General features: G+C 35.7%; 16 protein-coding genes. 2 read left to right on the top strand and 14 right to left on the bottom strand.

Annotated elements, in window-relative coordinates:
• The 12 genes from PQ963_07615 to PQ963_07560 all read right to left on the bottom strand — a co-directional run.
• The coding region (locus PQ963_07615) for a GTP-binding protein (GenBank protein ID MEN4029529.1) at window positions 1-145 on the bottom strand (145 nt) is incomplete at its 3' end.
• 32 nt (window positions 146-177) lie between these two features.
• A complete protein-coding gene (locus PQ963_07610; GenBank protein ID MEN4029528.1) occupies window positions 178-561 on the bottom strand; it encodes a 30S ribosomal protein S6e in 384 nt (127 codons plus the stop codon).
• 71 nt (window positions 562-632) lie between these two features.
• Window positions 633-2408: a translation initiation factor IF-2 gene (gene infB / locus PQ963_07605; protein MEN4029527.1), complete on the bottom strand. Its 1776-nt coding sequence runs from the start codon at window positions 2406-2408 to the stop codon at window positions 633-635.
• 33 nt (window positions 2409-2441) lie between these two features.
• On the bottom strand, window positions 2442-2897 hold the full coding sequence (ndk, locus tag PQ963_07600; protein ID MEN4029526.1) for a nucleoside-diphosphate kinase: 456 nt from the start codon (window positions 2895-2897) through the stop codon (window positions 2442-2444).
• Window positions 2894-3055, bottom strand: coding sequence for a 50S ribosomal protein L24e (locus PQ963_07595; protein ID MEN4029525.1), 162 nt, complete (start codon window positions 3053-3055; stop codon window positions 2894-2896). Before PQ963_07595 ends, ndk begins: the two co-directional genes overlap by 4 nt.
• Before the next feature lie 17 nt (window positions 3056-3072).
• A complete protein-coding gene (locus PQ963_07590) occupies window positions 3073-3279 on the bottom strand; it encodes a 30S ribosomal protein S28e (protein ID MEN4029524.1) in 207 nt (68 codons plus the stop codon).
• 35 nt (window positions 3280-3314) lie between these two features.
• A complete protein-coding gene (gene rpl7ae / locus PQ963_07585) occupies window positions 3315-3686 on the bottom strand; it encodes a 50S ribosomal protein L7Ae (protein MEN4029523.1) in 372 nt (123 codons plus the stop codon).
• A gap of 364 nt (window positions 3687-4050) precedes the next feature.
• Window positions 4051-4731: a YfcE family phosphodiesterase gene (locus PQ963_07580; GenBank protein MEN4029522.1), complete on the bottom strand. Its 681-nt coding sequence runs from the start codon at window positions 4729-4731 to the stop codon at window positions 4051-4053.
• 186 nt (window positions 4732-4917) lie between these two features.
• Window positions 4918-5121, bottom strand: a complete 204-nt coding sequence (hfoB, locus tag PQ963_07575) for a histone HfoB (GenBank protein ID MEN4029521.1) — start codon at window positions 5119-5121, stop codon at window positions 4918-4920.
• 237 nt (window positions 5122-5358) lie between these two features.
• Window positions 5359-6555: a threonine synthase gene (gene thrC, locus PQ963_07570; protein ID MEN4029520.1), complete on the bottom strand. Its 1197-nt coding sequence runs from the start codon at window positions 6553-6555 to the stop codon at window positions 5359-5361.
• 198 nt (window positions 6556-6753) lie between these two features.
• Complete coding sequence (locus tag PQ963_07565; GenBank protein ID MEN4029519.1) at window positions 6754-7944, bottom strand: ATP-binding protein; 1191 nt, start codon at window positions 7942-7944, stop codon at window positions 6754-6756.
• Between the two features lie 304 nt (window positions 7945-8248).
• Entirely contained in the window at window positions 8249-8377 is a 129-nt protein-coding gene (locus PQ963_07560; GenBank protein ID MEN4029518.1) for a hypothetical protein, read from the bottom strand.
• A gap of 345 nt (window positions 8378-8722) precedes the next feature.
• Between PQ963_07560 and PQ963_07555 the strand changes: the two genes are divergently transcribed.
• Together PQ963_07555 and PQ963_07550 are read left to right on the top strand one after the other, a co-directional pair.
• The gene (locus PQ963_07555; GenBank protein MEN4029517.1) at window positions 8723-8953 is read left to right on the top strand and encodes a hypothetical protein; all 231 of its coding nucleotides are present in this window, start codon (window positions 8723-8725) and stop codon (window positions 8951-8953) included.
• Window positions 8943-9563 (top strand): nucleotidyltransferase domain-containing protein, encoded by a 621-nt coding sequence (locus PQ963_07550; GenBank protein ID MEN4029516.1) that lies wholly within the window; start codon window positions 8943-8945, stop codon window positions 9561-9563. Before PQ963_07555 ends, PQ963_07550 begins: the two co-directional genes overlap by 11 nt.
• A gap of 19 nt (window positions 9564-9582) precedes the next feature.
• Here the strand turns inward: PQ963_07550 and PQ963_07545 are convergent, their stop codons facing one another.
• Window positions 9583-10770, bottom strand: coding sequence for a PD-(D/E)XK nuclease family protein (locus tag PQ963_07545; protein MEN4029515.1), 1188 nt, complete (start codon window positions 10768-10770; stop codon window positions 9583-9585).
• Window positions 10771-10778: 8 nt separating this feature from the next.
• Window positions 10779-13139 (bottom strand): ATP-dependent helicase, encoded by a 2361-nt coding sequence (locus PQ963_07540; protein MEN4029514.1) that lies wholly within the window; start codon window positions 13137-13139, stop codon window positions 10779-10781.
• Window positions 13140-13178: the final 39 nt, after the last annotated feature.

The following is a 13178-nucleotide window of genomic DNA, read 5'->3' as shown; positions in this document are numbered from 1 at the left end:
CATAACCCAGTCTTATTGATATCCCCCTTTTAGTCTCTTCACTGTGTGTATCAGTCCATATACCTGATAGAGCCTTTGTTAATGTGGTTTTACCATGATCAACGTGTCCTACAAGCCCTATGTTTATTTCAGATTGTGTTTTCACGAGTTACACCTGAATCCTTTAAAATGATTTAATTATTCTGCTTCCTTGGATCCTAAAAGTTCGTCTATACTTTTAGCCCCTTTTTCTGTAACAATTGTGTTAATTTGAACTATATCATCAGATACTGTGTTTCCACGAACAGTTTTCCTCCTTCTCTGTCCGTCCATTTTTGGTTTAAATCCAATACCGCCAGAAAGAAGGCTTTTTATTCTTCTTGGTCCATCCACATCTTTTTTCATAGGGAACCCATTTTTATCGCTTCCTCCTGTGATTTTAAGCTTGTATCCGGTTAAACCAACTAAAGAAGCTTCAATTTCCTCCCCTATTTTTAAACCGAGTAATTTTTTTGACTGTGCCTGTTCAACCTCTATTTGATGAGTTTTTTCTCCTTCTGAAATGACTAATTTAAATGCCAATCTATCTCCTCCATCTAATCTCTGTACTATTATCCATTTTTTATTAGTTTAATCTGAATTATACTTAAATATTAATACATTCCCCAGTCAGAATTTTCCTTCCGTTTGATATCCACTATTTCGTGGAGTGTTTCATACTCATCTTCGCTGAGCTTACTTTTAAGTTCTGATTCAAGGATTTTGTAGTGATTTTCAGGTATATCCACGTATAAAACATCTCCTTCATCAAAATTCTTGCCAAATATTGCATCTTTTATGCTCATGGCAACTTTTTTGCCCCTTGACACTGATTTTAAGTTTTCTCCCTTATCCTGCATCCCTTCAACCTTTCCAACCTTAGAACCATCTCCCCTTATAAGGCCGTAACCCTGTTTAACTGTTCCACCTAAAACTTCAATGCCCACTATTGCAGGTTTACTATTTCTAAATATCAGTTTAGGAATTACCCTTATCTTTGCAGGCTTTATAACAGCATCCAGATATGCCCTTTTCTTTTCTTCCTCGTACAGCTCTATCCATGCCTGGTAATCTTCAGTTAGCTGGTATATAATGTTAGAAGAGAAAAGCTTAATTTCTGATGATCTAATTTCCTCAAAAGCAGAAGGAAGGATCTTTACATTGAAGGCAATTATAACTCCATAAAGAGGTTCTTCTTTTTTAGAAATTGCAGCATCGACTACATCCCTTCTGGAGACATCGCCAATATTCGCGGACCTTATTGGAATATCCATACCTCTAAGCAGGTTAACCAGCGCTTCAAGTGAGCCCAGCGTGTCTGCCTTAACCACAATTCCAAGTTCGTCAGTATCTATTTTTATGTTTTCAATTTCTTTTAAAATTTCTTCTTTTACGCCTTCAATATTTCCACGTGCAACACGTAGCGGCGACCCTGAAACAGCGTTTTCAATATTTGGGGCTACTATCTTGACTCCAGCAGCAGCGATAACCTCGTCAATCTTCTGGAACTTCTTCTCTCCCCTGATCTCTTCAAGTGGTCTGGGCTTTAGGAGTGACCGTATGCTGGTGGTTATTACATCGTCAGCCTTCATAATGGCAATGACATCGTCCTTTTTGAGTATTCCATCGTAAATTACAGCATCTATGGTTACTCCAAGTCCAACTTCTTCTTTTACTTCAAGAATGGTTCCTTTTGCAGGGGCATCTTCTTCAATCTTAAGCTGCTCTTTTAAATATTGTCTTGCAAGCCCCATGAGCATTGCTAAAAGTTCAGGAACTCCTTCACCTGTTTTTGCACTTAGGGGGATGATGCTTATTTGACTGGAAAAATCACTTATTCTATCAAATCTTTCAGATTCAAATCCCTGGTCATGGAGAATTCCAACAAGTTCATAAAGACCCGTATCAACTTTTTCCTGAACGTTTTGAGGTTGTTTAAAAAAGGACTGAATAAACGGTGTGCCTTCATTTGGCTGCCATCCAAATATTTTATCTATCTTATTTGCCGCAACTATAAAAGGAGTTTTATACATTTTAAGAATGTTCAAAGCCTCATAAGTTTGCGGCTTGAACCCTTCGTTAATATCCACAATTAATATCGCCAGATCAGCAAGCGCTCCACCTCTTTTACGGAGGGTGGTAAATGCTTCATGGCCCGGAGTATCTATAAAGAAAAGCCCTGGAAGGGTCTCTTTGATGCCCAGTTTTTTAAGAAATTCACCACCAATGCTTTCTATAACTTCCATTGGGATTTCTGTTGCACCGATGTGCTGTGTGATTCCACCTGCTTCTTTTTGAGCAATACCACTACCCCTTATATAATCCAGGAGAGTGGTTTTCCCGTGATCCACGTGTCCAAGTACAGAAACTATTGGTGATCTTATTTTCAATTTTTAAACCTCTAAAAAGTAGGATAAAAAAAATTATTGTTCAAATAGAATGCTTTCATCCGGTAAATTATACTTACAAATTTCAGAGTCCTTAAAAAACAGCGCAATTTCTCTTTTTGCGGATTCAGGAGAATCTGAGGCATGAATTATATTTCTACCAGTATCAATAGCATAATCTCCCCTTATAGTTCCAATATCTGCTTCCTTTGGATTGGTAGCACCAACCATTTTCCTTATAAGACTTATACATTCATCACCTTCAATTACCATTGCAAGGACTGGTGCTGATGTAACATAGCTTACAAGGTCATTAAAGAACGGTTTTTCTCTGTGTTCTTTGTAGTGCTCTTTTGCAAGGTCCTCAGAAATTTCCATCATTTTTGCAGCGACTATTTTAAGTCCACGTTCCTCAAATCTGGCTAATACTTTCCCCATAAGCCTTCTAAGCACGGCATCTGGTTTAAGCATTACAAAACTTCTCTCACTCATTGTTTAACCCACTTGACCTTTCTTGGGACTCTTCCAAGTTTTATCTTATTTTTTTCGCATTTGCTGCTGCAGAAGAAAAATACATTTCCGTCTTTTTTGACGTACATTTTTCCGGTACCTTCCTGCATTTCTTCTCCACAGAATGAACATGTTCTCATATTAAGCACCATCCAGATTAGGGAGTACGGATTTCTTTAGCTTCTCTTATTGTATCTAATAACATTAAGATATCGCCTTCCCTTATCGGCCCCATAATGTTTCTTGTTAATATTCTACCCTTATCTCTTCCTTCGAGTATTCTACATTTTACCTGCATGACCTCTCCAGTCATACCAGTTCTTTTAAGAACTTCAATTACCTCAGCAGGAGTTGCTTCTGCCATATAATCACCCTGAACTATTAAAGTGAAAAAGTTAATTATTTTTTGAGTTCTTCAACTTTTTCAACTACTTCATTTATTAAATCTTCAGCTTCACCTGCGTCTAATATGACTGCAGATGCTGTACCCACATTTAAACCTGCTGCTTCCCCCAATTCATCCTTTGTTGGGATATAAACATAGGGAGCGTCTTTTTCTTCAGCAAGGACAGGTAAGTGAGCTGCTATTTCTGGAGGATCAATATCCTCTGCTATAAATACTAATAACGCGTTGCCTCTTTCTATGGCTTTAGTTACTTCGTTTGTTCCTTTTCCTACTTTTCCTGTATCTCTTGCTATCTCTAAAGCCTCAGAAGCCTTATCAACTATTTCCTGTGGTACGTCAAATTTTACATATATTGCTTTTGCCATGTGATTTACCTCCTTTTTCATCTGGTTTTTATACCATCCATCGGCATAACCATACTATCAACTTTTCTCTATATAAAAGTTGTTGCCTAATAGGATTTTCAAAACACTAAAAATGTAGTTAATTAAAAGTTCACCTTTCCAAGCAGAGCGAGGACTTTTTATCAACCCGGCGAAAAAAGGTTGAATTACAATTCTAAAACAGTTTTTGATAAAAACACTAAAAGAATCAGTAAATAAATATGTATAAGATCATTACTTATATACTTTTATCTAAGCTTTGGAAAAGAGTTAAAAAGAAAGATATCTTAAATTCCCATGGAAACATGCTCCGATCACTTAAAATCCAGGATTAAAAATTTTAATGTTATATACCCATATACAGCCGTTTTCCAAGAAAAAGAGGCAGTCCTTTCAGTTTCAAATCATCAACAACCTTATCTATATCATACTCTACTCTACAGATCCGGGCATCTCGTTTTGATACATCTAAAATAGCAAATGAAGCCTTTTTATTATTGTCTCTTGGCTGTCCAACACTACCCGGATTTAAAACAAGTTTATCATGGAATTTTTTTATAAATGGTACATGAGTATGTCCCATTATCAATATATCCACATTTTCATCTTTTAGGAAAGATTGAAGCGTTGAATCCGGTGTTTGGGGAAAAACATATTCATTTACAGGATTTCGTGGGCTACCATGAACCAGCATAATGTCTGTACCCTCAATTTCAAGCTTAATTTTAGGTTTCAACATGCTTAAAAATTCAATATTCTCATCTTTTATTATTTTCATTGTCCACTTTACTGTTTTTTCTGCATATAGATTAAAACCCCTGGTATCCCCAGTTACACATGCAAAATCATGGTTTCCAGTTACAGAAATAGCCTTTATCTGACGTATTTTTTCAATGCATTCATCTGGCCAGGTGTAGTATCCAGCAATATCTCCACAGCACAGAATAATATCAGAATCAATCTTTTCAAGCACCCGATCTAATGCCTCTAAGTTACTGTGGATATCTGAAATTACAGCAATTATCATAATCAAATTTAATGGAAAATGTAAAAAATTTACAAAAAAAAGAGCTTATTACAGAAATAAAAAAACCCTCGAACACTGTCAAAAATCATGGATTTTTGATGCATCGAAAACCGTAGGTTTTCGAATGTTTCATGTTCGGGGCACCAAAAATCTATTAAAATAGATTTTTTGAGTGAATTAAAAGGTTTATAACCTTTTAACTGCTAATTCAACGTCGGATGCTTTAACAGTTTTTCTTCCAGCGTGTTTAGCGAGTTTAACAGCTTCTGCAGCTATCATTTCACCTTGTTCTTCTAAAGCTTTTGCTAAAGCTTCTCTTGCATCATCGCTGACTCTTTCAGCACCTGCGTTTTTTATTATTCTTCCAATTGGAGCAATTGGTAATTCCATATTTAATCACCTCATTTTTGTATATTGATTGATATACTCTCTTGAATTACTCCTATATATATTTATCGTTTTTTTGGGTGATTATTTGAAGAATTATATGATATTTCGACACGTGAAGACAATCACCATGATTTTTTGACACCCAGTTAAAAATCATGTTGTAAAAACGAAAGCAAAAATAAATGGAATAAGTAGGAAAGTTAGATTTCATTAAAAATAAATTTAAAATGAAATCAATTATCCCTGATTTAAAATGCGTGAAAGCTCATTTATATCAGCGTTAACTTCAACAGGCTTCATACATGCATTTATAGCAGTATCAGGGTCTTTTAATAGATGGCCAGTTACAATACATACTACCTGTTCCTTTTTATCTACTTCACCATTATCTACAAGCTTTATAAGCCCTGCAATTGAAGCTGCAGACGCAGGTTCTACCCCAATTCCTTCAGTTCTTGCAAGTAATTTCTGAGCACTTAAAATCTCTTCATCAGTCACTGTTTCAGCCAGGCCACCAGATTCATAAATGGCTGCCAGTGCCTTTTTTGCACTCACAGGCGCCCCGATCCTTATTGCTGTTGCAACTGTTTCTGGATTTTCAAATGGGATTATAACATCTTTATTTTCCCTTACTGCCCTGACAATCGGTGCTGCCCCCTCTGCCTGAATACCGGTCATCATTGGCAGATGCTCCATGAAACCTGCATTATGAAACTCCTTTACTCCTTTCCATATAGCAGATATGTTACCAGCATTTCCAACAGGTAATATTATTCTATCTGGAGATTTCCAGCCTAAATCATCTACTATTTCAAATCCAATTGATTTTTGACCTTCCAATCTGAATGGATTTACAGAATTTAGAAGATAAAGTTTACCCTGAAGTGCAAGAGCAGTAATAGTTTCCAGAGCCTCGTCAAAGTTACCTCTAACAGATAAAACTTCAGCACCGTGGAACATTGCCTGAGCAAGTTTTCCAAGAGCCACCTTTCCAGATGGAAGAAGAACTATACACCTTAATCCTGCTCTGGCAGCATAAGCTGCAAGTGATGCGGATGTATTCCCTGTAGATGCACATCCAACAGTATCCACTCCAAGCTCCAATGCTTTTGTTATTCCAACACTCATCCCCCTATCTTTAAAGCTTCCAGTTGGATTTGAACCTTCTACTTTAACATAAAGGTCAATTCCAAGCTTTTCACCAAGTTTATCGCATTTGCAGAAGGGAGTTCCACCTTCCTCAAGACTCACTATTTTAGATGGATCAACAGGCATGAATTCTTTGTATTTCCACATTGTAGATTTTCTACAGCTAAAAATGTCTTTTGAAACCTCTGGACTGCATATGACTTCCAGTACCGAGTCACATTCGTGACAGGTATATATTATCTCATTTAAGTCGTATTCTGCAGCACAGGTTATGCATTTTATCATTAAAGTCCTCCAAATAGTTATATATTATGTCCTTTTCAGGTTATCAAAGTATTGAACTACCATGACCTGAAGAGGTCATGGATTCCTAATCCATAAATCAGATATGATCTCTCTAATTTTTAAATATTCCCGGGATTATATCCAAAATCTTCCATGTTTAAATAAATTATAAGTTGTGCCCCAAATAATTAATTCTATCTAAATACTTCTAAAAGGAAAAACACCCTTTTTCATGTATTCCTTTTTAAGCCATACCTTTAAAATAGGTTCTGAAATGTCATAAACCCCTTCTTCAGATTTTACAAGTCCACGATCCTGTAATTTGTTAAGGGGAATGCTTAAAGAACCCGTTGTTACATTCAAACTATTTGATATATCCTTCCTTTTAAGGGGTTTATCAATAAGCTTTGTTAAAATAGTCTGTTCCTGTAAAGTCAATCTGCTCCATTGATTCATTATATGTATTGCAAGATAGGGTAAAGTTCTTTGAAATTCTTCCTTTACATCATTTCCATCTAAACTGACATTCTTTTGAAGTAGTTTTGCAAATGTGTTCACATAAAAAGGTATCCCGCCTGTACATTTATAAAATCTTTCAAATCCATTATCTTTAAAAATCAGGGACGGTAATTTCTCTTTTAAATAATTCCTTACAGTTTCTTTTGTAAAAGGGTGTATTTCCACATTTAACATCCTTCCACCAAAAGCACCATCTCTACCTGCAATTTTTGCAATGATAGAATCTGTTGAAGTGAGGGACCCGGAAAAAACGTAAGCTACATTTTTTTGATTTTGAACAACACTTCTAATAAACCACAAAAACGCATCTAAACCTCTACCTAAGTCTTTAAGTACCTGGAATTCATCAATGAACAAAATAGCCCCTTTAAATTTATCAGATTGTTCTTCGTAAATTTTTTGAGGCAAATCCAGTACAAACCTGGAAAGTTTTTTGTAATCATCCTCTGTTTCTGGTACTGGAAACGGCAACCCACCAACATCTACAATTTCCCTCAATTTAAACTTTTTTGTTTCTTTAACCTTTGAAATCTTCTTAAATAAACTGAAAATGTTTTTATTTTCGCATTCTTCCATCCATGCCTGGTAAAGATCTTCCATTATGTCAATTTCAGTTAATTTACCCATTTGATAACCAGATGTAGCGGACAAATCAATATAACTGGTTAAATAATCATTATCCAGCTCTTTTTTAATTCGTTTAAGTAAAACTGTCTTTCCCACTCCCCTTATTCCAATGACCATAATTGTTGGGGGCGAACCCTTAGAAGTTGTCTCCAGGAGATTTTTTATCCATAAAATCTCTTCATCCCTGTTGTAAAACTGTTCATCAGTTAATTCTGCATCAGTTCCCCAGGCTATATCCACCATAATCACCTTCTATTGTATTGTATTTTACAATATATAATATAAAATACATTACATATAATTTGTATTGTTTTTTGCAATACATATTGTATATAATATTACATACAGGATATATTGTGATTTACAATAATTTTCGATGCACAAGTGGGCTGATATTAAAATCATGAAAACGTCATTATAATAAAGGTAACTGTTATATCAATAAAACAAGAAGCTCTTAGAATGCTATATGTTTTATCAATAATACAAAAGGTGTTTTAATAAACTTAAAATATTTTAATGACCAAAGCACCAGTTATTTAAATTTTCAAGGCACTGTAAGCACATTTTTTGTACTTTCTAAGTCGCAGGCATCACATGTTCGTTTTTCAGGATTGGGAATCCATGATGATTTTATCCCTTTGCCGTGTCCCTTGCAGATGATGCTGTTTTTCAATTTTAGATTTGAAATTGCCAAATCTATTAAAAAAATGAACATTTCTGATAGATCGGGTGCTATTTGTTTTGTGATGCTTAAGTAATTACAAATTTTCCGGTTATATACTTACAGAATATATGAATATTCTTATATTCTATACCTATGTAACAGAAAGTTTTTACAGTTATATGTTAACAGAAAAGTAAATATAGTAGTAATTCTGTACATATATAACAGGAGTGCAATTAATATGAATGCAGAATCTCATCTAAAAAGAGCTGAAGAAATCAAAAAGAGTATTGATATACTCAAAACAGATGAAGAGCATGTAAGTTCAAAGTAGAATTAGTTTATGGATGTTCAATGCATTATATCTCTTATGAATGTGAAAAAAGATTTGGTACACATAAAGATACTCATACAGGACTTCAAAGATTTTTAAGGGAAAGAAATGAAGAAGAAATTGCAATTGCATTTGGCAGACTGGAAACAATTAGACATGGACGCTGGTATGGAGGTAAAGGTAACGGAAAAACAGTTTCTGAAGTCCTTAAAATCTTAAACCAGATTGTAAGGTGGATTCATGAACATTAAAGATGCTGCTTTTGAATTAGCACAAAATTTGAAAGAAATACAAGGTATTGAAGCAGTTATTCTATTTGGATCTGCAGTAAAGGGTGAAATGCACAAAAAGAGCGATATTGATATTTTTTTAATGTTTAATTTGCCTAATAAGAATCCAGAAATTGGAGAAGAGGGACGAGAAGCTCAAAGGATTGCAATTAAAATTGAGAATAAATATAAGCTACAAAATCCTTTTTCTTTTGTATTTTTTAACCGTGGCGAATCTATTGATTCAGATTTCCTATGGGAAGTTGTTAAAGACGGGATTACGTTATACTGTAAACCAGAACTAATTTTAGGTCAAAAAGAGTTCCTGAAACCTGCAGCTTTAATCTCATATACTTATGGAAATATACCACAAAAAAATAAGATGTACATTAAAAGGCAGTTATACGGATATAAAGTTAAAAAGAAACACAAAAACAAGGAATACATCAGTGAGAGAGAAGGAATTGTTTCTAAGTATGGGAAAAAGCTTGGAAGAGCGACTTTTATCATTGAAGCTAAAAAAACAGATGAAATACTAAAATTGTTTAAGGAAAAAGGAGTGAAATATAGCCTGACAAAAATATGGATATAAATAACAACTCTTTTAAACTTTATGGCACAGTAAGCACATTTTTTGTGCTTTCTGACTTTTTACAGAAAGTTCTAAAGTCGCAGGCATCACATGTTCTTTTATCTGGATTAGGATTCCATGAAGATTTTATTCCATTTCCATTAACCTCACAGATTATACTGTTTTCAATTTCAGCCACTACCTGGTCAAATTCATTTAAAGAATTACTTATGGACTTATCTTCGGTCATGATAAAACGTATAGACCTTTCATTCTTGAAGGTTTCTGATAGATCAGGCGCTTTTAATTTTGTATTCCATTTAAGCAAATTATTCAAATCATTTGCAGATGGCATTATATCTGTACTTCCATCTTGAACTTCATCTTTAAGCAGCTTCAAGTCCTCTTTAAAAAGAGATAATTCATTTAGATAGAATAATATTCCAGTTAAAACTGGACGTGATTCAGGCTGCATTGAACGGAGCCATGAATAGGTGAGAATCTGCCACTGGTGGTGTTGCCAGGAAGGAGAATTAACAGGCGGTCTTTTCATACCTTTATAATCCACAATAATCTCGTATTCAGGAGAATTTAAGTTTTCAATTCTTTCTTTGTATTCCGGGTCCTTACTAAGATATTTAATGATCAGATTCTTTGTGGAAGCTTCTTCTATCTTAACAGAGCTTAAAACATCAATTATTCCAGTTATTCCATAGTAATTTGAACGGCTTACGCCTTTTTTGTAACCAGGCATGTCTCTTATACCTTTAAGCCTTACTTCAGCGTCATCTATTAATGGGAAAAGGTGCGGACCCCATGTATTAATTGCTGCTTCGGCTCTAACGCTTGCAACCAGTTTATGAGGGTGGTTTGTGTCTGGACAAAGCCCCTGTACATCATTAGGTTTTTGGAATGGACAGAATAAATTTGCAGGCGGCTGTAATCCTCTTGAACGCATCCTTTTATCTATTTCAAGCTCTATATTCCTGATCTTTGTTTCCCAATCCCAGGGGAAATCCTTCCAATCTTTATCTTTCCAGCGAAGATAAGCCTCTTCCATTACGCCATGGATAAAATCACCAAACCATAACTGTATGGGCATGGAAGGAGGCAATGTTCCCTTGTTTTGATATCTATACTGCAATCCACAGGTTAAATAAGCCAGTAAATCTCCAGTTAAACTGTATTCAGGAATGATATATGGTTTTGATCTTACTGAAAGCGACATTTTTCCACCTAAATTCTTATTAAATCCTTTAATCCTCTGTTATTTCCATCTCTATCCCATCCTGTGGCCACATTAGGAATTAAACGATGTTCTCCATACTTCAGTCTGTATCCATCCAGAACAGAATTTAAACCTATTAATAATAAGACGTCCTGGGCACGGCTGAAAGCCACAAAGTACTGTCTGATAAGATCATCGAATGCCCTGTCTCTTCCTTCTCTATCTGGAGCGCCTAACGGACAATATAATCTTAATTCATCTTCAAGTGCGCAGGATTTACCTCCATCCTCAGGAAACCTCTTAAATGCCTGTGCCGGATAACTCTGCCTGAAATCAGAGCCCACATCAACTATGGTTAATGGAAATTCAAGTCCTTTGGCTTGATGAATGGACATGAAACTTATTCTATCATCTGGTAGAGTTTCCAGGAGATCCTCATCAACATCAATTGCACCTGTGGCAATGGGCACAAATATGTTCCAGTAAGCTTCTTTTATGGAATACCATTCTAAATCAGGATATTTTTCATCAAAAACTATTTCAGAGCCGTAGCTGCTGAAAAATCCGGTCTGGGCAATGGTTCTTGTAACCGCCTCAAGGTAAACCAGACCTTCAACATCATCTTGAAGAACTGGAATCCATGTAACCAGCTTATAAACCAGGCCCATTAGTGGAACATCTCTTTTCCAGCTTTTTCGACCCAAAGGAGTTCTTGTTTTCCATGCATCTGTGAATTGTTTGAGTGTTACAGGATCATTCGGCTCTGGATTTTCTTCAACGTACTTCTGTGCTGTTTGGCGCCATTTATCAAATCTATACTTTGCAGAACGGGGCATTTTTTCAATATTATCCTGGACATTACTATATGGGTCAATACACTCTAAAATAAGCCCGCAAAGAACACTAACCCAATGAATACGCTCTAAACTCTGGCCCCGGGGGTTAAATACATGAATTTCAGGATTAACCTCCATCAGTTTTTCACGCAGTCTTAGCGGTAATCTTGGTTTTCCTCCAAAACTCATTTCACGAGGAGAGCTTAAAAGAAGGGAAATATCAGTTGGAGAACCTTCTTTTTGGTCGGCCTGGATTTTATAGACTCTTCCGTTATATTCCAATTTAAATCCGTCTTCGTAGATCACTTTATGAATGAATTTGGCCAGATCATCAGCCAGAGTGTGGATATCTCTTCTAAACATTCCAAGTATTGGAAAATCGGTGAAATCGCCGAATCTGGCAGGTACAATTTTTGGTTTACCTTCAACCCTTGCAGGCTGGAATTTACTATCTAAAAGAGCAAAATAGTTGCATAAATCAACCACACATCCAGTGGAACGGTAATTTTTAGAGAGATTAATAAGATCAGGACTTATTTTGAGTTCATTTTGAATTCTTTCTTTAAAATTAGTGAATAAATCAACTGTAGCGCCTCTAAATCTGTATAGGGACTGGTCATCATCGCCCACAACAATGATACTGCCTTTATTTTCAATTGCAGCTTTTGCAAGATAGAAATAAATCTTTTCTTGAAGCAAATTAGTGTCCTGATATTCATCCACCAGAATAAGCTTGATGTCTTTAAGGAATTTGTCCAGTTTTCCGTCTTGTAGTTTGTTTAAGAATTCCTGCTCCAGCATGGCAAAATCAAAAAGAAGTTTATCTTTTAATTCGTCGATGTAGTCAGCAATGGCATCACAGGCTAATTTACAGCCCGGATGATCATTTTGATCTTTAAATGCATAAAAATCAACCTGATCATGATAGAATCTGTCTTTTATTTCAAGGAGGCTTTTGCTCATTTCAGAAGTGTTAAAACCAAATTTACCGCCCCTTAGCTCAATCAAGTATTCCCTTAAGTCTTCTTCGTGGTGTCTTTCTTGACTAAAAAGCCCAACTCTCATCATTATGGCGTTTGCCACAAAATCTTCAACAACTATTGGTGGAGCAGCTCCAGGATCGCGGTGATTCCTTAAAATGTCTTCTGAGATGCTGTCTAAGGTTCCTGTAATTATCTGGTTAAAATCAAGTCTTTTTAAATCGTTGTGAATAGAGGAATAGGTGGGATTTTGTATTAGATGTTGTCTTATCTGGTCGCCCCAGCTAAGGATTCTTGAACGGAGTTCTGCAGCAGCTTTACGGGTGAATGTTGTTGCAAGGATGTTTGAAGGGTGAATGTTATCGACGTAGATGAACTTGAGGATTTTAAGGACCATTACAGTGGTTTTTCCACTGCCCGGGCCTGCAACGATGAACTGGGATTGGTCTATTGGTGCGGAGATGGCTTTGTTTTGATCAGGGTTTTTGTCTTCTGTAATGTCTCTTTTGAGGTTTTGGACCACTATTTGTTCAAATTGATTCCATTGGATCATGGATATTCCCTTTATGCTTTAGTAAATAGTTATGAATCA

Source organism: Methanobacterium sp., from assembly GCA_039666455.1.
GTDB lineage: Archaea > Methanobacteriota > Methanobacteria > Methanobacteriales > Methanobacteriaceae > Methanobacterium_D.
This window is presented reverse-complemented; position numbering and strand designations above follow the sequence as displayed.